The sequence below is a fragment of the Hyphomicrobium zavarzinii ATCC 27496 genome (genome assembly GCF_000383415.1).
GTDB lineage: Bacteria > Pseudomonadota > Alphaproteobacteria > Rhizobiales > Hyphomicrobiaceae > Hyphomicrobium_C > Hyphomicrobium_C zavarzinii.
This window is the reverse complement of the sequence record NZ_KB911259.1, coordinates 130134-149820: the sequence shown is the minus strand read 5'-3', so window position 1 is coordinate 149820 and position 19687 is coordinate 130134. Positions and strand designations below refer to the sequence as shown.

Sequence of the window (19687 nt, the reverse complement as noted above, 5' to 3'; positions counted from 1 at the left end):
CTGCGAGTGATCGTTTCAATCCACGCCTCCGCGTGGGAGGCGACTGGGGGTGCGTAACCTATTTGGCGGGCGCGTGAAACAGCGAGGATCGCGCGAACCCGACCAGGGTCGTCACGCCGCTTGAGCCCTTTGAGGGCAGGTGGCGAATTTCTCTTGTTTGTCCAGTGCCTTGGGCGGGCGCGAACCTCCCAGGATACGCGGGCCTGCTTCACGTTCGCGAGCGCGTGCATGGCTTGAACGACGCCGTCATTCCTCTTGGATGGGGCCGCACCAGCCGGGGAGATAGTTGGTGTCGTGCGTCTTGGATGCGTCCAGCGCCAGTGCGAGCGCGTGCTCGAAGTTCTTCTCCACGGTGGACCGCTTGATGTGGCGGCGCAGATAGTCAGCCCATAGGAACTCGCTGAACGGCGTCGAATCCTTGGAGAAGCCGCCAGCGCGCCGCAGGGCGCCGGCAAGCGAGCGGAAGGGGTCGTCCGTCAAGTGGACTACGGATTTCGGGATCTCCGAATAGCCGCACCGCGAGCCGGTATCGTCGAACGGGTGCATCCAGCTCCGGTTGTCGAGAACGACCCAGAACGCATCCTTTTCTAGATGGCTGAGATCGCTCACGACGGTGGTGAGCACCAGCTCCACCCCCTCCTCGTGGAGCGCGCGCGCGAGATGATGGTGATCGATGAGGTAGGGCCGCGCTTTCGGGCCCATCACCACCGGGATCATGTGCCGGGCCAGGAAATCGCGACCCTCGTGGGCGCTCTTCTCGCGCCATTGCTGACGTTTCTCTGCCACCTCGCGCATGCCGATGGTGATCTGCGTGGGCCTCAAGTCGCGGATCGCGGTGGGCTTCAGCAGGGGCTCGCGAATGGGTGTCATGGGCTGGTCCTGTTACGCTGACATCATGCTCGGTCGCGGGCTTGCGATCTTTGCTCCGGCGCAAGCGCCTGCACGGCATCCTCGACGCTGTGAAAGAGGCGATCCGGCCCGAGGGCGTCGAGTGTTCCGAAGCGGTCGAGGGCGTCCTGGGCCCGGATCGATTCCAGGCGGGCGATGGCGAAGGCGATGCCGGTGCGGCGGCAGTGGCGGATTACCTCGCTCAGCGCTTCGGCCGCGGTGTAATCGATGTCGGCAATGCTGCTCGCCTCCAGGACGACTACGGCGGGGCGCGTGTCGTAGCCGTCGATCCGTTCGATCATGGCGCGCTTGAAGGTCTCGGCGTTGGCAAAGAGCAAGGGGGCCTGGAAGGCGATGACGGCCACGCCGCCCACGCATTCGCCGAGATCTGTCTTGCTGGGTGGCCACCATACCGTGGTGCCGGGAAGCCTTCTCATCTCAACCGGCCGGGTCTGCGTCGTCATCCAGACGCCGTGAAGGAGGGAAAGCCCGATGCCGAATGTCACGCCGATCTGGATGGGAAGCACGACGATCGCGGCTGTCGTGGCGAGCCCGAGCAAGCCTTCGATTGGTGCCTCGCGGGCTATCCTGGCAATGGTGTCCGTGTGGATCAGCCGCTGGGCCACGAACATCAGGATCCCGGCAAGGGCGGCTTGAGGGATGTGGGCGAGCAGCGTGCCGCCGAACACGACGAGCAGGAGCACCGCGCCTGCGGCAAGGAGCGCGCTCATCTGCGAGCTGCCGCCCGCCGCGGCGACGACTGCGGTGCGCGGCGGGCTGGCATCCACCGGCAAGGCGCCGAGGACGCCGGCGGCCAGATTTCCGGCTCCCACGCCGATGTAATCCTGATCGATTGCCGGGGAGCGTCCGTCCGGGTCCGGGAAGGACTGGCTGACGGCCGCCGTCTGGATCATGACCACGAGCGAGACGATCAGCGCCAGGGGCAGGAGCTGCCACATGTCATCGAGCGAGGGGAGCGCGAAATGCGGCAGGCCGCCCGGCAGCGGGCCGAGCACGGCGACGCCACGGCTTTCGAGATCGAAGACCTGCACGATGATGGTTGCGAGCATCACACCGATCAAGGCGCCGGGGATCCGTCCGTTGATGCGCTCGGATGCGATCATGATGGCAAGAACGCCAAGCCCGATGGCAGCCGAGAACGGATTGAGCGAGGGCAGGTTGCGGGCGATGGTCTCGATGCGCCGGTAGAAATCGCTTCCGTCGCCGTCGATGCCAAGCAGCGCCGGGAGCTGCGACACCGCGATGTGGACGGCGATGCCGACCAGAAATCCGGTGACGACCGGTATCGAGAGAAGATTGGCGATCCAGCCGAGCCGCAGGAGGCCTGCCACGATCAGCATGGCGCCCACCAGGAAGGCCAAGGCCACGGCGGCGGCACCGAGCGATCCCGATCCGCTCGCCGCCATGGCAGCGAGCGCGCCCGCGAAAATCGGCGTGATGGTGGAGTCCGCGCCCGCCGTCAGCAGGCGGCTTGCGCCCAGGGCCGCAAATCCCAGGGTGGCGCCGATGAAGGCATAGAAGCCGATCTGCGGTTCGAGACCCGCCAGGCGGGCGGTGGCCATCTGCTCCGGGATGGTGATGGCGGCCAGCGTCACGCCCGCGGCAAGGTCGCGCCAGGCGTTGGCCGTCGTCCATCCTCGCAACGAGCCGAAGAGCGCAGGAACTCGGAACTGCATCGCTCCGCATCCACCTGGTTGGGGCAGTACGCCGCCAGAACCTACAATGAGACGCAGCGAAGAGGAATGGTGTCGATCAGCCGGGTTGCCCCGCGCCGTCAGGCGGGGGCATCGGGCGTCGAGGAGCCCAGCATTCGCTCGAGGGCGGCGAAGGAGCCATCAAGGTCCGCGAGCGCAAGAAGAATGCCGCGGGCGGTCTGGTAGTCGCCATGGCGGGGGCTCGCAGCCGTGGACCTCGCGGCCAGCATGCGCAGGAGCGCGGTCAGGTCCGAGACGAGCGTCTTGACGAGGCGTTGCGCCGCCGCGCCGTTCGCGGGCCAATGGAGCGGCGCGGTCAATGCGCGGGCCGTGGTGACGGGAATGCTGTCGCCGAGAATGACGCCGGGGCTCAGCAGCTCGGCGAACCCGGCGTAGGCCTGCAGAAGCTCTTCGATTGCCGAGGGGACGGTTCTGGTTCCGGCGGTGAGCTGCTCCACGATGAGGCCGGAGCGGCTTTCCCAGTCTGTCAGCAAGGTCGCGATTTCAGGGCGCAGGCGCGCGCTCGAGAGATGGTGGAAGGTGAGGCGGCCGAGCCTGCGGACGATCTTCTCCGCTTTGTGGGTTCGCCGGTCGGCGATCTCGCCTGCAAGCGATGCGACGGCGTTGCGAAGGGTTGCCGCGCCGGTGTCCGTTGCGCCCGCGTGTCCGGCTGCGCCGTCGTCGCGTCCGCCTTCTGCCGCGACCAGCACGATATCGCGGAAGAGGCCGGTGGTCATGGCGCGCAGGCGTTCGGTTACGCTCGTCACTTCCTCCGCGAGGTGGAGGCTGTCCTTATGCGTTGCGACCAGGAGCGCGTTGCGGCAGCAGCGCGGAGGGAGCGAGGCCCAGAGCGCGCGCTCGCTTTCGGTCCAGGCGCGTGTCGCGACGGTGCACCAGATGACGATGTCGGCATCCTCGATGAACGCGGCCGGACTGGCGGCGGAGGGGGTATCGAGAATCTGGAGCCTGCGCAGGTGCTCCAGAGGCAACGCCACCTGAATAGCGCGGAAGGCGATGTCGGTCAGCGGGTCGTTCTCGTCGCCATCGACGCGGATGCGGGTGCCCGCTTCCGTGACGCCGAACATGGACGCGGTTTCGGCGTAAGTCATGAGCACGGGCACCTGCGTGTTCGCCACGACGCTGGTGGGCAGCAGGCCCGCGCCGATCAAAAGGTCGGCGACGGAGGTCTTGCCGGAATTGTACTCGCCGAGAATGACCACGCGCACCGGCCGGCGAAGCGCCTCCTCGATGCGCGAGAGACCGGCGATGCAATAGGTCAGCGCCGTATCGGTGAGGCGGGTCTCGATCAGGCGTTCGCGGGCGTCGCGGATCTCCGCGAGGAACTGCTCGGATGCTCTACTCATGGGCGCGGAGCCTCTTCATGCAGGACTTTGTCCATGTATTGGATGAGGTGTTCAAGATGGCGGGTGAGGGTTTGATTGTCCTTCACGCGCTGGTCCTGAGCGCGAAGCCGCTCGGCTGTTTCGGTTGCGCGCTGGGCGCTCTCGGGCGAGACCGCGGCGCGCCGGGTCTCCTCGTACTCGGCCCGTAGAAATTCCAGGCGGCGGCGGAGGGCGTGCTGGATGTTGCGGCATGCGCCGAACGACCATGTGATGGTGGTGGCGCTGAACTCGTGAAAGGCGTTTTCCGCAAGTTGCACCAATTCGTCGGCGACAGGCGAGAACTCGGCGCGGATGAGGGCCTCGATCCTGGCGCCGGACGCCTCCGGCGACGGCTGCCGGCTCCAGAACAGGCGCCAGCGGGACGTGTCGAGATCGAGGGCGACAAGGCGGCTCAAGGGCGCGATGGTGGGCTCCGCGATGGAGAGCGTGGGCCCATGGGGATCGGAGAGGGCGGAGTCCGGCATCAGGGACGCTGTGAGTTTGTGCAACTCGGGTGCAACGCGGGCGTGGAACGACGTGAGGCGCTCGGCGGCGTTGCGGAACCCTTCATGGAAGGCGCCTGCCAGTGCGCGCCTCAGCTCCACGCCTTCATGCGTCCAGACCTGTGGTGCGCGCCCGCGCGAGAGGGTGTCTATGAGGACGTCGCGCTCGCGGGCGGCGTGGAGATCGATCGTCGCCATGAGGTGACGGCGCAATGCCTCCCGCTCCTCGTGAATGATGCGGGCAAGCTGCGTCTCGATGCCTGTCGCAGAGGCGTCGATGTTGGCGGTGACGCGGGCAAGCTGCTCGCTTTCGGCTGAAATGCGGGCAAATCGCTCTTCGGCGTCCTGCGGGAGATCACTGGATCTCTTGGCTGCGTCGGACAGGGCCTCGAGCTCGCTTCTCGCGCTTCCTTCGCACACGCGGGCCATTTCCGCGAAGGCGTGGGTGATCTGGCGCAGCGCGAATGCGGGGCGGGCAGCGCCCATCGCCATGTCGATCGCTTTGTAAACCGACGGGAGGCCGGACATCGCCCAAAGAGAGTGGCGGATGCGTTCGCGGCAATCGGAGTTCGAGAGGGCGGCTGGTGTCAGCTCGCTCGGGTGGAGGAGACCGGCGCGCAAAAGGTGGCTCGCCGAGCGTCGCGCCAGGATGCGGGCGACGGCCTCGGCCTCGAATGCGATGGCCTGATTGCCCCACCAGGCGCTGCCATGGACGACGGGGATGCCGGTTCCGGGAAACTCGGCGTCCAGCCTCTGGCGCACGTAGGCGATGACCTTCGGCAGCTCCGTCTCGACGTCGGCGAGATCGTCGATGCGGTTGATGAGGACGACGATGCGGTCGTTGTTGAGGCCGCGCATGATGCGAAGCAGGCTGACGTCCGTATCGGAAAGCGGCTGGCGGGCAGTGAGCACCACGAGGTGCACATCGGCCGAGCCCAGGCTGCGCCGCGTTATCTCGTCGCGAATGAGGAACGGATCGTTGGTGCCCGGCGTGTCGATGACGGTGACCGGGAACGCGAAGGGCCCGTGATCGCAATAGAGGTCGGCGCTCTTGGTGAGATCGGAGTACTTGCCGATAGCGGCCGCTCCCGCATGGCCGGCGAAATCTCCCGAGCAGAGATATTGCAGCAGGATGCTGGCATCGAAGCTCTCGAAGGCGTGTGCCTGGCCGAGCAGAAGCTCGAACTCGACGCCGAGGCGTTGCTGGGCGCGCTCTCTCAGTTGATCCGCCTGGCGCTGGAGAAGCTGGGGCTCGAAGCCGGGTACGAGGCGTTCCGTCAACTCCCGCACGCGTCCGCCGCTTTCGGCGAGGCTGCTCCATTCATTCTGCTGGAGGAATGTGAAGATCGCCGCGTGTGCGCCCGGCGGCGTTTGGCGGAAGTGCAAATTCGTGACGGCCGTCGTCCAGGGCGTGACGCTGGTCGGCAGGAAGCCAGGGTCCTGCACGAAGGCGTTGATGAAGGAACTCTTGCCTGACTTGATCTGGCCGACGATTGCGACGCGGCAGGTGAGCTGCTTCAGCTTGCGCAGCGCATCGGTGACAAGCGGACGCTCGGCGGGCTCGACGAGATTGGACAGCACATCGCCGCAGCCGAGAAGCTGCGCGCGCAGGCCTTCCAGCCTGCTGCCGATGAGTCCCGAGCGGGTCTCCTCACCCGACATGCTCGCGTTCAAGCGCCCTACGCCTCCAAAAACTCCAACGCTCAAGCGATCATGCCGGAAGGTCGAGAGTATGACCCTTTGGGACGCCGCGTCAGCTTGTTGCGGACGCGGGATAGGGCTATTTGCCGCTCGCGCTCGGCAAATAGCTGGCCGCTTCCTGTGTTCCGAGGGCGAGTGCGCGCTCGTACCAGGCTTTTGCGAGTGCCGGATTTGTCCGGCTATCGGCGAAACTTACCGGTGTTTTTTGAGAGGGATCGTAGCTGAAGCCGAGTTTGAGTGCAGCCGGACCGGAACCAAGCTCGGCCGCTCGCTGCAGCAATGCGCGGGCCGCTTCGATCTCGCCGCTTGCGAGCAACGCATCCGCGCGGCGAACAAGCCCGCTCGCCGTATCTATCTGCTGCGGATCGATGCTGCGTGCGCCTGCTGCGGGCTGGTTCAGCTCGAACGTTCCGGGACTCGTCTTCAGATTTCCCATGCCGCCCAATCTTCCTTGCCAGGACATGAGGAGGAAGACGGTGAGGGCGGAGACAGCTGCCGCCATGACGGCGGCGACGTAGACGTTCGTGCCGGATTTCTTCGCTGAGGCGGCAGCGGGACTTCGGCCTTCCTCCGAGCCGGGGGCAGGCGCGCCGCGCAATGCGCCGACGTAGCCGCGCTGCTCGGTCTCCTGCGGGGTCTTGCCCAGGCTCTTGTCGCCGTCGAGCCCGTCGAGGCGGCGAAGCAGTTTCTTGAGCTCGTCCAGCTTGGGCTCATCGTGGCGTGCCATCAGCGTCTATCCTACCCATGCGCCCACTCGCTATTGCGTCGTAGATCCCCGCAGAGGTTTGGCCGCGCCGCACGCAACAGCCGTCTTTCAACTCACCCATTATGTCGTAGTTCAGCGCTTCGATCGCGACAAGAGCGTTGCGTGACAGACATTTGAGCAGATCGCTCATTCGGCTGGCAGCGATGCGCCGGGCGATGTGCAAGCGAGCTTGCGTTCGCGCGCGTAAGCGCTGTTCGCGCAGAGGGAAGATGCGCGCGCCTCGTTCGGCACATGGATTGCTGTGTGAGATTTCACGTCATGCCGAAGGTGGCGAGATGCCATCCGGCGCGACGTGGCTCAGATGTGCGCGAGGGGGATTGCGAGATGCGCGTTCAATCGAGAAGTCCGCTACGGCCCATCGGGCTCGCGTTTCTCATGACGGCCCTGTCGTGTCCGGCGGCCATCGCCGCACCCGATAAGGGCGATACGGCATTTCTGATGGTCTCGACGGTGCTCGTTCTTCTCATGACGGTGCCGGGGCTCGCGCTCTTCTACTGCGGTCTTGTCAGAACCAAGAACGTGCTTGCCACGCTGATGCACGTGTTTGCGACGGTCGCGCTCGTGTGTCTCGTGTGGATGCTCTACGGCTACAGCCTGGCATTCACGGCGGATAGCCACACTGCGCCATTCGTCGGCGGGCTCTCCAAGGCATTTCTTGCCGGCATCACGCCGGACTCTGTCGTGTCGACGTTCTCTCCGGGCGTCTACGTTCCGGAATACGCCTATGTCTGGTTTCAGATGACGTTTGCGGCGATCACGCCTGCCTTGATCGTGGGCGCCTTTGCGGAGCGCATGCGGTTCGCGGCGTTGCTGGTGTTCATGGTGCTCTGGGTCACGATCGTCTACTGCCCGATCGCCCACATGGTCTGGTATTGGGCTGGCCCGGATGCGCTGATCGATGCAGCCCGCGCCGTTTCGGTCGCCAGTGGCGAGACGCGCACGGCAGCGGAAGCGCACCTTCAGGGCCTATTGTCGAGCGCGGGGCTTGCCGCGCAATGGGGCGCCATCGATTTCGCCGGCGGAACAGTGGTGCACATCAACGCGGGCATCGCGGGCCTCGTCGGCGCGTGGATGCTGGGACCGCGCTCCGGCTATGGGCGCGAGCCGATGCCGCCGCATTCGCTCACGCTCAGCATGGTGGGGGCGGCGCTGCTGTGGGTCGGCTGGTTCGGCTTCAATTGCGGCTCGAACCTCGAAGCGAACGGCACGGCGGCGCTGGCGATGGGCAATACGTTCGGGGCGACGGCGGCAGCGGCCCTCGCCTGGATCTTCGTGGAGTGGGCGGTCAAGGGGAAGCCGACGACGCTGGGCCTCGTCTCAGGCATGGTGGTCGGTCTGGTGGCGGTCACGCCCGCCTCGGGCTTCGCGGGGCCGATGGGCAGTATCGTGCTTGGCCTCGTAAGCGGCGTTTGCGGCTTCCTGGCCTGCACGTCACTCAAGAGCGCGCTCGGCTACGACGACAGTCTGGATGTGTTCGGCGTGCATTGCGTCGGCGGCATTGCCGGCGCGATCGGAACGGGACTGCTGGTCGATCCGCAGCTCGGCGGAACCGGCATTGCCGACTACATCGCGAAGCCGGGGCAGATCACGGTCGTCTACGACATGGCGAGCCAGATGAAGGCGCAGCTCAAGGCCGTGGCGCTCACTCTGCTCTGGTCCGGGCTGGTCTCGATGGCGCTCTACAAGATCGTCGATCTCGTCATCGGCCTCAGGCCGCCGCGCGAGAAAGAGCGTGCCGGGCTCGATCTCTCGGAGCACGGGGAGCGGGGATACAATTTCTGAGAGGGCGGGGAGTGCAGGCTGTTGCCTGGGGGTATCCCGCCCGAAGGCCGATAACTCGGGGAGTGTCGCCTTCGGGCGGGCTATCGCGGCGCCGACGATCGGATCAGCGCCGCGATGAAGCGATGTGGCGTAGTTAGGCCGCCTTGGCGACGGCGCCGGCCGGCACGCCCGAGATCGTCTTCAGAACCTGCGAAGCGATCTGGTAGGGGTCGCCCTGGGAGTTCGGACGGCGATCCTCGAGGTAACCCTTGTAGCCGTTATTGACGAAGCTGTGCGGCACGCGAATGGAGGCGCCGCGGTCAGCCACGCCGTAGCTGAACTTGTTCCACGGAGCGGTCTCGTGCTTGCCGGTGAGGCGCATGTGGTTGTCGGGGCCGTAGACCGAGATGTGATCGTCGAGGTTCTTCTCGAACTCCTTCATGAGGGCCTCGAAGTACTCCTTGCCGCCGACCTCGCGCATGTAGGCGGTCGAGAAGTTGCAATGCATGCCCGAGCCGTTCCAGTCGGTGTCGCCGAGCGGCTTGCAGTGGAACTCGATGTCGATGCCGTATTTCTCCGTGAGGCGGAGCAGCAGGTAGCGGGCGAGCCACATCTCGTCAGCGGCCTTGCGCGAGCCCTTGCCGAAGATCTGGAATTCCCACTGGCCCTTCGCCACCTCGGCGTTGATGCCCTCGTGGTTGATGCCGGCCGCGAGGCAGAGATCGAGATGCTCCTCGACGATCTGGCGCGCGATGTCGCCGACGTTCTTGTAGCCGATGCCGGTGTAGTAGGGGCCCTGCGGGGCGGGATAGCCGTGCTCCGGGAAGCCGAGCGGGCGGCCGTCCTTGTAGAAGAAGTACTCCTGCTCGAAGCCGAACCAGGCACCGTCGTCGTCGAGAATGGTCGCGCGCTTGTTGGAGGGATGGGGGGTCTTGCCGTCGGGCATCATGACTTCGCACATCACGAGCGCGCCGTTGACGCGAGCGGGATCGGGATAGACTGCGACCGGCTTCAGCACGCAATCGGAGCTGTGACCCTCGGCCTGGAGCGTGGAGCTTCCGTCGAAGCCCCAAAGCGGAAGCTCGGCAAGGCTCGGGAAGGCGCTGTATTCCTTGATCTGCGTCTTGCCGCGGAGATTCGGGACCGGTGTATAGCCGTCGAGCCAGATGTACTCGAGCTTGTACTTCGTCATGGTGAGCTCCTAGTTTGATGCCTTGACGCGTGAGAGGTCGTGACGCGCTCGCTGTTCATTGTGATGCGATGCGCTCAGTGTGCGGTGCCAGGGTGCCGCGACCGGCGGAACGTTCGGATCGCGCCGTGCGTTGGCGTGATGTCTGTGGGAAATGCCGAGACGCCGGTGCGCGTGAGCGCTCCAACTCTTTGCGCGGATGTCACGCCGCTCAGCATTCGTCCCCCAACGTTCGGAAGAAAGGTGCCTGGTTCGGTAGCAAGTCCGTCGTGTGCCTCGTGAGTGGGCGAAAAACGCGCGCTAAAGCCGCCTCGCCGTCACCAAAATGCTAGCCAAACAAGCAAAAACATTCATGCCTATAATATGAGCAATTCCCGATATTTAACGAGCATTCTGTGCGAACATCAGGCAAAATACGTCTTATTGACGCGGTGTTTTGCGCGCTTTGGCGAAACACGAATGGAGAGACGAACGATGACTGCGAAGACTCATCGGGAGAGCGCGGAGATTTTCATGTTCCCGGCTGGCGGCCGTCGCGCCGCCGCGAGCGCGCCATTCAAGTCCGTGAAGAACGTCGAGGAGCTGACTGCTCAGCGGCTGCCCAAGGTCGTTTTCGGAAGCGGCTGGTATCACGATGCTGCCATCGAGGCCGAGGACAGCCACAAGCGGTGAGCCTTTCGCCGCGCGTGAGAACTGTCGCGCGGCCAAGAGAAGTACGACCGGCTCAAGCGCCGAAGATCGACCAGCCTAGCCTTCTCGTGAGCGCTTCGAGCGCGATGCGGCCGAGGTGAGAGTTTCCGGCCGCATCCAGGCCAGGCGCCCAGACCGCGATGGAGGCCTTGCCCGGCGCGATGGCCATGATGCCGCCTCCCACGCCGCTCTTTCCGGGCAGACCCACCCGGTACGCGAACTCGCCAGAACCGTCATAGTGGCCGCACGTAAGCATGATCGCGTTGATGCGGCGTGCACGCTCGGGATGGACGACGGTGAGGCCAGTCGAGGGGTTGCGTCCGGAATGGGCGAGAAAGCGGCCTGCCATGGCAAGCTGCCTGCACGACATGGCGATGGCGCAGTGGTGGAAGTAGACGCCGAGCGTGTAGTCAACCGGGTTGTCCAGCACGCCGAAGGATTTCATGTAGTTTGCGAGTGCGCTGTTACGGAATCCGGTTCGCTGCTCGGAGGCCGCAACTTTGTCGTCGATCGCTATCGAGGGATCGTCGGCGAGGTAGCGCATGAAGCGCAGGATCTCGCCCAGTGCCTCGCGCGGCTGGTGGCCTGAGAGAATGAGGTCGGTGACGGCGATCGCCCCTGCGTTGATGAACGGATTGCGCGGGATGCCGCACTCGCGCTCGAGCTGGACGATTGAGTTGAACGGGCTGCCGGATGGCTCGCGGCCGACGCGCCGCCAAAGCCGATCGCCAACCTTTCCGAGGGCGAGCGTCAGCGTGAATACCTTCGAGATGCTCTGGATGGAAAAGGGCGTGTCGGCGTCGCCGCCGGCCGCGGTGTTTCCATCGGCATCGATGACCACGAGGCCGAAGGCGTTGGCGTCGACGCGAGCGAGCTCGGGGATGTAGGTCGCGACCTCGCCCCGATCGGTTCGCTGCCGCATCTCGTCCGAGATCTCTCGCACGACGCTTTCAATTTGGGAGATGGTGGTGCTCATGGCCGCAAAATAGCGGCCTTGCGGCGCCACTCAATGGCTCGTATTCGCGATCTCGCGCGGTTGCTCAAAAAGCGATCAAGTTGCCGTGCGTCTGGGCGGACGCGCCTTCATTGCCAGCCGGGCACGGACGCCATGTCCGGGAGCTTGTGGGCGATGCCCTTATGGCAGTCGATGCACGTCTTCTGGCCGGTGAACAGGTAGCGTTCGTGGGCGGAGGCGGCACGCGGGCTTTGCCGCGCCACGTCCATGGATTGGGCGGAATGGCAATTGCGGCATTCGAGCGAGTCGTTCGATTTGAGCCGCAACCATTCGTGCGCGGCGAGCTCCAGGCGTTTGTCGAGAAACTTCTCGCGGGTGTCGATGGTGCCGAAGATCTTGCCCCACACTTCCTTGGAGGCCTGCATCTTGCGGGCGATCTTGTCGGTCCAGTTGTGGGGGACGTGGCAATCGGGGCAGGTGGCGCGCACGCCGGAGCGGTTTGAATAGTGGATGGTCGATTTCAGCTCCGCGAACACGTTGTCGCGCATCTCGTGGCAGCTCGTGCAGAACTTCTCGGTGTTGGTGGCTTCGAGCGCGGTGTTGAAGCCGCCCCAGAACAGAATGCCTGCGAGGAATCCCGCGATGATGAGGAAGCCCAGGCTGTAAGCCGTGCTGGGCGTGGTCAGCACGTTCCAATATTCGAGCGCACGCTCGCGCCAGGGGAATGCCGCGAGGCGAACGCGTGCTCGCGCGATCCGGCCCTTGATGGCCGCAGGGGAGAAGCGTGTGCCAGAGTTCATCATTCCGGCGCCTTCCCCGTCGCGTTACGCAGGACCGTATCCACGTCGACGAAGGTGTTCCCTACGGGAGCTTTGACGGCGTGCTGCGGCACGTGGCACTGCGTGCAGAAGTAGCGGCGCGGCGATACGGTCGCCAGGAACTGGCCGTCACGGTCCATGAAGTGGGTGATGGACAGCATCGGCGCCTGGCTCTCGCCGGTGCGCGAGCGCGCATGGCATGAGAGGCACTTGTTGACGTTGCGGTCGAGCTGATAGCCGTCCACGCGGTGTGGAACGAGCGGCGGCTGCTCGGGGTAGTTCCTGATCTCGCGATCGGCGGTGTTGACCTCGGGCGTCATGCGATGCGCGGGGCCTTCCTCGTTCAAGGGAACCGGGCCGCGCAGGTTCGAGTGCAGGGGCTCCGGGCTTTCCGACAGCGAAGGCGACTGTGGGATCGCGAGCGCGACGATGAGGAGAGCGAGCGCGGCAGCGCATCCGCCGAGACCGAGCTTGGCGCGCGATGTCATATGCTGCCCTCCTCGGATCTTTCGATGCGGACGGCGCACTTCTTGTAGTCCGTCTGCAGCGAGATGGGATCGGTCGCGTCGAGCGTCACCTTGTTGATGAGCTTGCTCTCGTCGAACCACGGCACGAAGATCACGCCGCGCGGCGGCTTGTTGCGGCCTGAGACCTCGATGCGCGCGCGTATGTAGCCGCGGCGCGAGGTGACGCGGATCTCCTGGCCGCGCCGCAGGTTCATCTCCGCCGCGTCGTCAGGGTTCATGTAGCAGAGGGCTTCGGGAACGGCGCGATACAACTCGGGCACGCGGCGCGTCATTGAGCCGGAATGCCAGTGCTCGAGCACGCGGCCGGTGGTGAGCCAGAACGGGAAATCCGTATCCGGGCTTTCCGCGGCGGGCTCGTAAGGCAGGGCGTAGATCCACGCCTTGCCATCGGCGTGTCCGTAGAAGTCGACGCCGGTGCCGGGCTTCGCGTAGGGGTCGAGGCCCTCGCGGAAGCGCCAGCGCGTTTCCTTGCCGTCGACCACCGGCCAGCGCAGGCCGCGAACCTGATGATAGGTGTCGAAGGGCGCGAGGTCATGGCCATGGCCGCGGCCGAACTCGGCATACTCCTCGAACAGGCCCTTCTGCAGATAGAAGCCGAAGTGGGCGGCCTCGTCGTTGTCGTAGCCGGCCTCGACCTCGGTAGGCGCGAACTTGTCGACCTTGCCGTTGCGGAAGAGAACCTCGTACAGCGTCTTGCCGGCGGTGTCGGGCTTCTTCTTGATAAGGTCCGCGGGCCACACGTCCTCGATCTTGAAGCGTTTGGAGAACTCCACGAGCTGCCAGACGTCGGAGCGGGCTTCGCCGGGCGGCTTTACGAGCTGGTGCCAGAAGTGCGTGCGCCGCTCGGCGTTGCCGTAAGCGCCTTCTTTCTCGACCCACATGGCCGTCGGCAGGATGAGATCGGCGGCGAGCGCCGTCACGGTGGGATAGACGTCCGACACGACGACGAAGTTGTCGGGGTTGCGATAGCCGGGCAGCGTCTCCTCGTTGCAGTTCGCGGCCGCCTGCAGGTTGTTGTTCACCTGCACCCAATAGGCGTTGAGCTTGCCGTCCTTGAGCATCCGGTTCTGCAGAACGGCGTGATAGCCCGGCTTGTCGGGGATGGTGCCTTCGGGAAGGTTCCAGATCTTCTCCGTCTTGGCGCGATGCTCCTTGTTGGTCACGACCATGTCCGCGGGCAGGCGGTGGGAAAAGGTGCCGACCTCGCGAGCCGTTCCGCATGCGGAGGGCTGGCCGGTGAGCGAGAACGGGCTGTTGCCGGGCTCGGAGATCTTTCCGGTCAGGAGATGGATGTTGTAGACGAGGTTATTGGCCCACACGCCGCGCGTGTGCTGGTTGAAGCCCATGGTCCAGAAGCTCACGACCTTGGTCTTGGGGTCGGCGTAGAGCTCGGCAAGCTGCTCGATGTGGCGCGCTTCGACACCCGAGATTTCGGCGGCCTTCTCGAAGGTGTACTCGGAGACGAACTGTGCGAAGTCGTCGAAGGACATGTCGGTCGCATCGTTCGGCTTGTCCTTGCCGCTGGCGCGTTGCTGCAAGGGATGCTCCGGGCGCAGGCCATAGCCGATGTCGGCCTGTCCGCGCTTGAACAGCGTGTGCCTGTCGACGAAATCCTTGTTCACGCGCCCGGTCTGGATGATGTGGTTTGCGATCGCGTTGAGGAGCGCCAAGTCCGACTGGGGCTTGAAGACGATGGGAAGATCGGCCAAGTCGAACGAGCGATGCTCGAAGGTGGAGAGCACAGCGACCTTGACGTGAGGTGCCGAGAGACGGCGGTCTGCCACCCGGGTCCAGAGGATCGGGTGCATCTCGGCCATGTTCGAGCCCCACAGTACGAATGCGTCGGTGGCCTCGATGTCGTCGTAGCATCCCATCGGCTCGTCGATGCCGAAGGTGCGCATGAAGCCCGCGGCCGCAGAAGCCATGCAATGGCGCGCATTGGGGTCGATGTTGTTCGAACGGAAGCCGCCCTTGAAGAGCTTGGAGGCCGCGTAGCCTTCCCAGATGGTCCATTGGCCGGACCCGAAGATGCCGACGCCCGATGGCCCGTGCTTCTGGAGGGCGGCCTTGAACTTTTCCTCCATGATGTCGAAAGCCTCGTCCCACGAGACGGGCGTGAAGTCGCCGTTCTTGTCGAACTTTCCGTTCTTCTTTCTCAACAGCGGCTGCGTGAGGCGATCCTCGCCGTACATGATCTTGGAGAGGAAATAGCCCTTCACGCAATTGAGGCCGCGGTTCACCTCGGCCTTGGCATCGCCATGGGTGGCGACGACGCGCCCGGATTTCGTGGCGACCATCACGCCACAGCCTGTGCCGCAGAAACGGCAGGGCGCCTTGCTCCAGGTGAGCTGGGTGGCGTCGACCCCGGTCGGAAGGTTGGTGGCGCTTGCTGGGAGCTGAAGCCCCGCTGCTGCGGCGGCGGTGGCCGCTGCCTGAAGCTTCAGAATGGTCCGCCGGTCGAGTGTCGCCTCGGTCATGATCACACCTTCAGGTCGTCTGGGTCGGGCTTATGTTGCGTTCAGGCCAACGCATCGGAGTGCGTGGCCTGGAACACCATCGCTACGGAAACGACGTTCGGGAGCCTGTCGATTTCGATCATGCGATCGCCGGCGAGGCGCTGGGTCTCGGCTTCCACCACGACGACGATCTTTCCGGCCGGGTCGTGGCCGTGGACCTCCACGCCTTCGAGAGCGGAAATGGCTCTTATCAGATCGGGCAGATGCTCGGGCCTGGCCTGAACGATCAGGCTCATGATCTCCGTTTCCGGAGGGCGCTCGGAGGCCGCTTCCGGATAGCTGGCGTTCCACTGTCCGTGAATGAAAGCGCGGCGTGAGGCATCCATGGGCGCTCCTTACGGTTTTTCGATGTGAGATGTCGGGTTGACGATGGGCTCCGTCGGCGAGACGGGCGTGGCGCGTGGGGCTTTCGGGGGGCCTGCCACCATCTGATAGAGCCAGACCGAGAGGCCGTAGCTTCCCACTGTCGCGATGGCGAGCGCGGGGGCGAGCACAAGGGTGAGGGCCACGAGAACGTGGAGCTCAAGCCGGCGTCGGCGTGCGAGTTTGTCCATGGTCGTGGTCTCGGCCGGTTGCGACAATACTCATAGCATCTGTGTAAGACGCATCGGTGATCGAAAAAATGAAAAACTGTCGACTAGGTCCCTTCGCAAATGCGAAGTTCAGATCGTCATTTAAATTTCCCTGCTCTCTCCCTAAGCCGTGTCGCGCGAGCTGGAGTTGTTCTCCGTCAATTGGAGCCAATTTTTAGAAATCCACAGAAGATTTGGCACCGTCAACGTGTACGGATAGTTTGATGAGCTGACGGTTCGGCGCAGCATGTCGCGTGCGCGTCCGGCATTCTCGCGCCAGACGGCATCTCAGCGCCCGCCATGATAGCCGGGCGCTGTCGCGCGGGAAGCCGGCTGCTGATACGTCAGTGTTTGTTGAGGGTCTTGTCGAGGTCGGTGTCGGTTCCGGCGGCGTGCTTGTCTTCCTCGGGGAGCACGTCGGCCACGGCGCCGAGGCGTTTCCACGAGGGGATGCGCTCCTCGCCGTCCTCTTTCGGCACGAAGTACGATTCCTCGACGAGCTGCATCTTGTGGATGTAGCGCGGGCAGTTCGAGAAGAGGGAGTCGATTACGACGCGGACAATGAGCTTCGCGCCGGGATAGCGCTCCATCAGCGGGTCGCGTTCGGACACCTGCGCCTTGCCGAGGATGCGCAAGCGTGACTGGCGCTCGAAATCGATGAAGAGCAGCCCCACCTTGTTGGTTTCATCAATGTTGCCGACGGAGAGATGCATACCGTTGCCGTCGTAATCCGGGAAGGCCAGCGTCTTGTCGTCGACGATGGTCACGAATCCGCGGGCTCCGCCTTTGTAGGAGCAGTTCGGCTGGCCGTAGGCGTCGGTCGTGGCGAGGAAGAACATGTTCTGGCGGGTGATGAAAGACGCATCGACCGCGCTCAAGTGGTCGTGGACGAGAACGGCTTCCAGCCGGTCGGCCAAGCGACGCGTATCGAAGCGATCCTGGAAATCCCGCTGGCTGTCGGAGAAGAAGTCGGACGCGTCCCGTTCGCCGCTCGGGTCCCTGTCTTTCGTGCAGAGACAGGTAACGTCTGCGAGCTTTTCCATGCACTCGGTCCAGCTCACACGGTAGACCTCGGCTGCGTCGCGCTCGGAGAGCTTCTCGTGGGTGAGGGTCAGCTCCGTCACGTCCGGCTCGAGGGAGCGGATATCGGCGATGACGACCGAAGCGCCGCCCTTGAGGGACGTAATGGGGCCGTCATAGCTCCACGACATGGCGACGCGGCGATCCTCGGCAAGCTCAAGATAGGTTCCGGAGAAGGAATAGGGCTTGCCGTCTCCGCCTACGCCTTCGAGGCGGTATCGCCCGCCTTTTCTGAGGTCGACCATCACCGAGGTGACGACGTGGGCGCCCGGCGCCAGCCATTTCGCGAGAAGGCCCGGCTCTGTCCAGGCGGCAAAGACCGAGCGCGCGGGCGAGCTCAGCTTTCGCACCAGGACGACGGAAACGTTCTTATTTTTGTTTCGAGCGGCCACGGGTCTTCCCGTTCGCTTGTGCGAGAACGCGTTCGAGGGCGTCGAGGCGATCCTGCCAGAAATGCTCGTATGCACTCAACCACTGAAAGGCTTCGCCTAGAGCCTCGGGCTTGAGGCTGCAGATGTGATTGCGGCCGCTCACCTCCCGGTTGATGAGGCCGGCGCGCTCGAGCGATTTGACATGCTTGGAAACCGCGGCGAGCGACATGTCGAACCGGGGGGCCAGTTCGCCGACGTTGTGGGGGCGCGCGGCAAGAAGGCTCACGATCTCGCGACGGGTGCCGTTCGCGAGGGCGTGAAAGAGATTGTCCAGGTGCTCGGTGCGATCTTCAACCATTCGATTGAGAGTTCCATGAACGGATCGGGTTGTCAAACCGATCTCTGCCCGGACGAGCGGGGCGTGTCCATGGCGGGGCGGCAAGTGAGCAGTGTTTTTCGCAGAGTTGGTTTTGGAGCGTGCTCAACCGCCTTGGGGCTCGGCCTTGAGGAGCACCGAGCGCAGCATGGCGTCGGTCTCATCCCGCGTGGCTAGTCTGCGGGGAGGCATGTCCGGCTGCGGCAGGAACTCCGGATCCTCACAAAGGTCGGCGAGGGCAGCAACTTTCTCCCAACTGATCGGGCATTTACCTTCGTGTGCTGCGAACAGCATGGTCGCGGAGATCAGGATCGCGTTGTCGGAGAGCTTCCAGGTCGCACGATCGTGGACGTGCTGGGCGGGATCACGCGGGTCGAAGCAGAGATAGGCGCCGGGTCGATCAGGGTTCATGTCACGCGAACGGGTCAGGGCCATTTACTGGATCGTAGGGATCCTCATATCGGGGGGAAGCTGACAGCAGACTGACGAGGGGCGATGGATAGGCCTGCCCTCCCCCCTTAGGGAAAGGCACTTGAGGCGGCGCAATTGACTGGCAATGCACCCTCATTACTCTCCCGTCATGGACACGCTCGACCTGTTTCAACGCCTTTCGGTCTCCCTCGCCATCGGTCTCGTGATCGGGCTCGAAAGGGGCTGGCACGCGCGTCTCGAAGCCGAGGGCGAGCGTGCCGCCGGCTTCCGGACGCATGCGCTTGCCGGCGTGCTCGGCGGCGTGTGGGGCGCGATCGCGCGCGGGGGCGGGGACATCGGTCTCGTCGCGCTCGCTGTGGCCTTCGCCACGTTCACGGGGGTTATCGCCTTCTATCGCTACCGGGAGACGGGACACGACGGGACGTTCGGCGCGACGACAGTGGTCGCGGCGATGCTCGCGTTCGCACTCGGGGCTTTCGCGGTGGTCGGTGACGTTCAGGTGGCCGCGGCAGGCGGGGTCGTGGTGGCGGCGCTGCTCGCGCTCAAGGGCGTGCTGCACGCGTGGGTCCAGCGGCTGTCCTGGGCGGAGCTGCGGTCGGGGCTCGTGCTGCTCGCAATGACGTTCGTGATGCTTCCGCTGCTTCCCAACCGTCCCATCGATCCGTGGGGCGCGCTCAATCCGTTCTCGCTGTGGCTCATGACGATCATGATCGCCGTGCTGTCGTTTGCTGGCTATGCGGCCATCAAGATCGTCGGTGCTCGCCGGGGCGTGCTGCTCACTGGCGTCGGCGGCGGTCTCGTCTCGTCGACGGCCGTGACGCTCAACATGGCGCGGATGGCGCGGGAGCATCCCGAGGAACGCAACAGGCTGGTCGCGAGCGCGCTGGTGGCGTCGGCGACCATGATGGCGCGTATTCTCGTAGTGGTCGGCGTCATCAACGCGGCGCTTCTGTCTCAGCTTGCGGGGCCGGTCGGTGCGGCGGGGCTTGCGCTTGCGCTCGTCGCGCTGTTCCTGCTCAAGAGCGGCGGCCCTGAAGGCGACGACGACGGCCAGATCGTGCTCAGAAATCCGTTCGAGCTTGCGACCGTGCTGCAGTTCGGCGCGCTCCTCACCGTGATTTCCGTGCTCGCCAAGGCGGTCACGGTGTACGCGGGAGACATCGGCGTTTATGCCCTTGCGGCGATCTCGGGGATTGCGGACGTGGATGCCATCACGCTGTCGATGGCTCAGCTCGGCGGCGCAGGGTCTCTCGGACTCGAGGTGGCCGCGCGTGCGATCGCCATCGTGGTGGCCGTCAACACGGTATCCAAAACGGTGATGGGCTGGATCGCAGGGGGATCTGAGGTTGGATGGCGGCTTGCTATCGCGAGCGGGCTCGCGATCCTCGCGGGCGCGCTGGGCCTTCTGCTCTCGCCGGCGGCGTCGGCTGGGGTGTGATGCCCGG

The 19687-nt window shown here is 64.7% G+C and carries 18 protein-coding genes; 3 read left to right on the top strand and 15 right to left on the bottom strand.

Going from position 1 to position 19687, the window contains the following annotated elements; translation table 11 throughout:
- Positions 1-246 precede the first annotated feature (246 nt).
- The 5 genes from F812_RS0115020 to F812_RS25580 all read right to left on the bottom strand — a co-directional run bounded on the left by F812_RS0115020 (position 247) and on the right by F812_RS25580 (position 6916).
- Positions 247-870, bottom strand: coding sequence for a ParB-like protein (locus tag F812_RS0115020; protein WP_020086804.1), 624 nt, complete (start codon positions 868-870; stop codon positions 247-249).
- Positions 871-893: 23 nt separating this feature from the next.
- Positions 894-2585 (bottom strand): SulP family inorganic anion transporter, encoded by a 1692-nt coding sequence (locus F812_RS0115015; RefSeq protein ID WP_020086803.1) that lies wholly within the window; start codon positions 2583-2585, stop codon positions 894-896.
- A gap of 98 nt (positions 2586-2683) precedes the next feature.
- Complete coding sequence (locus tag F812_RS0115010) at positions 2684-3967, bottom strand: P-loop NTPase family protein (protein ID WP_026868158.1); 1284 nt, start codon at positions 3965-3967, stop codon at positions 2684-2686.
- Positions 3964-6162, bottom strand: coding sequence for a dynamin family protein (locus F812_RS0115005; RefSeq protein ID WP_020086802.1), 2199 nt, complete (start codon positions 6160-6162; stop codon positions 3964-3966). The genes F812_RS0115010 and F812_RS0115005 overlap by 4 nt, the downstream gene beginning before the upstream one ends.
- Positions 6163-6268: 106 nt before the next feature.
- Positions 6269-6916: a hypothetical protein gene (locus F812_RS25580; protein WP_026868157.1), complete on the bottom strand. Its 648-nt coding sequence runs from the start codon at positions 6914-6916 to the stop codon at positions 6269-6271.
- Between the two features lie 414 nt (positions 6917-7330).
- Here F812_RS25580 and F812_RS0114995 point away from each other — a divergent pair, with 414 nt between their 5' ends.
- A complete protein-coding gene (locus tag F812_RS0114995) occupies positions 7331-8737 on the top strand; it encodes an ammonium transporter (protein ID WP_020086801.1) in 1407 nt (468 codons plus the stop codon).
- Between the two features lie 133 nt (positions 8738-8870).
- Here F812_RS0114995 and F812_RS0114990 read toward each other — a convergent pair whose 3' ends face one another.
- Positions 8871-9908 (bottom strand): glutamine synthetase beta-grasp domain-containing protein, encoded by a 1038-nt coding sequence (locus F812_RS0114990; protein ID WP_020086800.1) that lies wholly within the window; start codon positions 9906-9908, stop codon positions 8871-8873.
- Positions 9909-10379: 471 nt separating this feature from the next.
- On the opposite strand from F812_RS0114990, the gene F812_RS26615 reads away from it, so the two are divergent.
- Positions 10380-10577 (top strand): DUF2735 domain-containing protein, encoded by a 198-nt coding sequence (locus tag F812_RS26615; protein WP_020086799.1) that lies wholly within the window; start codon positions 10380-10382, stop codon positions 10575-10577.
- A gap of 52 nt (positions 10578-10629) precedes the next feature.
- On the opposite strand, the gene F812_RS0114980 is transcribed toward F812_RS26615, so the two are convergent.
- From F812_RS0114980 to F812_RS0114940, 9 genes are all read right to left on the bottom strand, one after another.
- Positions 10630-11571 (bottom strand): glutaminase, encoded by a 942-nt coding sequence (locus tag F812_RS0114980; protein WP_026868155.1) that lies wholly within the window; start codon positions 11569-11571, stop codon positions 10630-10632.
- Positions 11572-11678: 107 nt separating this feature from the next.
- Positions 11679-12353, bottom strand: a complete 675-nt coding sequence (locus F812_RS0114975; protein ID WP_020086797.1) for a NapC/NirT family cytochrome c — start codon at positions 12351-12353, stop codon at positions 11679-11681.
- A complete protein-coding gene (locus F812_RS0114970; RefSeq protein WP_020086796.1) occupies positions 12350-12856 on the bottom strand; it encodes a nitrate reductase cytochrome c-type subunit in 507 nt (168 codons plus the stop codon). Before F812_RS0114970 ends, F812_RS0114975 begins: the two co-directional genes overlap by 4 nt.
- Positions 12853-15372, bottom strand: a complete 2520-nt coding sequence (gene napA, locus F812_RS0114965) for a periplasmic nitrate reductase subunit alpha (protein WP_020086795.1) — start codon at positions 15370-15372, stop codon at positions 12853-12855. The genes F812_RS0114970 and napA overlap by 4 nt, the downstream gene beginning before the upstream one ends.
- 41 nt (positions 15373-15413) lie before the next feature.
- Positions 15414-15737, bottom strand: a complete 324-nt coding sequence (locus F812_RS0114960) for a chaperone NapD (protein WP_020086794.1) — start codon at positions 15735-15737, stop codon at positions 15414-15416.
- A 9-nt stretch (positions 15738-15746) separates the two neighbouring features.
- Positions 15747-15965, bottom strand: a complete 219-nt coding sequence (locus F812_RS24085) for a periplasmic nitrate reductase, NapE protein (protein WP_020086793.1) — start codon at positions 15963-15965, stop codon at positions 15747-15749.
- 362 nt (positions 15966-16327) lie between these two features.
- Positions 16328-17455, bottom strand: coding sequence for an SRPBCC domain-containing protein (locus F812_RS26120; protein ID WP_198011208.1), 1128 nt, complete (start codon positions 17453-17455; stop codon positions 16328-16330).
- Entirely contained in the window at positions 17433-17792 is a 360-nt protein-coding gene (locus F812_RS24075) for an ArsR/SmtB family transcription factor (RefSeq protein ID WP_020086791.1), read from the bottom strand. Before F812_RS24075 ends, F812_RS26120 begins: the two co-directional genes overlap by 23 nt.
- Positions 17793-17915: 123 nt before the next feature.
- Positions 17916-18245, bottom strand: a complete 330-nt coding sequence (locus F812_RS0114940) for a hypothetical protein (RefSeq protein WP_020086790.1) — start codon at positions 18243-18245, stop codon at positions 17916-17918.
- Between the two features lie 121 nt (positions 18246-18366).
- Between F812_RS0114940 and F812_RS0114935 the strand changes: the two genes are divergently transcribed.
- Positions 18367-19680 (top strand): MgtC/SapB family protein, encoded by a 1314-nt coding sequence (locus F812_RS0114935; protein ID WP_245257686.1) that lies wholly within the window; start codon positions 18367-18369, stop codon positions 19678-19680.
- The last annotated feature ends 7 nt before the right edge of the window (positions 19681-19687 follow it).

Coding starts and splice junctions, on each gene's coding strand:
- F812_RS0115020 (WP_020086804.1), bottom strand. CDS start 870: ATGACACCCATTCGCGAGCCCCTGCTGAAGCCCACCGCGATCCGCGAC.
- F812_RS0115015 (WP_020086803.1), bottom strand. CDS start 2,585: ATGCAGTTCCGAGTTCCTGCGCTCTTCGGCTCGTTGCGAGGATGGACG.
- F812_RS0115010 (WP_026868158.1), bottom strand. CDS start 3,967: ATGAGTAGAGCATCCGAGCAGTTCCTCGCGGAGATCCGCGACGCCCGC.
- F812_RS25580 (WP_026868157.1), bottom strand. CDS start 6,916: ATGGCACGCCACGATGAGCCCAAGCTGGACGAGCTCAAGAAACTGCTT.
- F812_RS0114995 (WP_020086801.1), top strand. CDS start 7,331: ATGACGGCCCTGTCGTGTCCGGCGGCCATCGCCGCACCCGATAAGGGC.
- F812_RS0114990 (WP_020086800.1), bottom strand. CDS start 9,908: ATGACGAAGTACAAGCTCGAGTACATCTGGCTCGACGGCTATACACCG.
- F812_RS26615 (WP_020086799.1), top strand. CDS start 10,380: ATGACTGCGAAGACTCATCGGGAGAGCGCGGAGATTTTCATGTTCCCG.
- F812_RS0114980 (WP_026868155.1), bottom strand. CDS start 11,571: ATGAGCACCACCATCTCCCAAATTGAAAGCGTCGTGCGAGAGATCTCG.
- F812_RS0114975 (WP_020086797.1), bottom strand. CDS start 12,353: ATGATGAACTCTGGCACACGCTTCTCCCCTGCGGCCATCAAGGGCCGG.
- F812_RS0114970 (WP_020086796.1), bottom strand. CDS start 12,856: ATGACATCGCGCGCCAAGCTCGGTCTCGGCGGATGCGCTGCCGCGCTC.
- napA (WP_020086795.1), bottom strand. CDS start 15,372: ATGACCGAGGCGACACTCGACCGGCGGACCATTCTGAAGCTTCAGGCA.
- F812_RS0114960 (WP_020086794.1), bottom strand. CDS start 15,737: ATGGATGCCTCACGCCGCGCTTTCATTCACGGACAGTGGAACGCCAGC.
- F812_RS24085 (WP_020086793.1), bottom strand. CDS start 15,965: ATGGACAAACTCGCACGCCGACGCCGGCTTGAGCTCCACGTTCTCGTG.
- F812_RS24075 (WP_020086791.1), bottom strand. CDS start 17,792: ATGGTTGAAGATCGCACCGAGCACCTGGACAATCTCTTTCACGCCCTC.
- F812_RS0114940 (WP_020086790.1), bottom strand. CDS start 18,245: ATGGCCCTGACCCGTTCGCGTGACATGAACCCTGATCGACCCGGCGCC.
- F812_RS0114935 (WP_245257686.1), top strand. CDS start 18,367: ATGCACCCTCATTACTCTCCCGTCATGGACACGCTCGACCTGTTTCAA.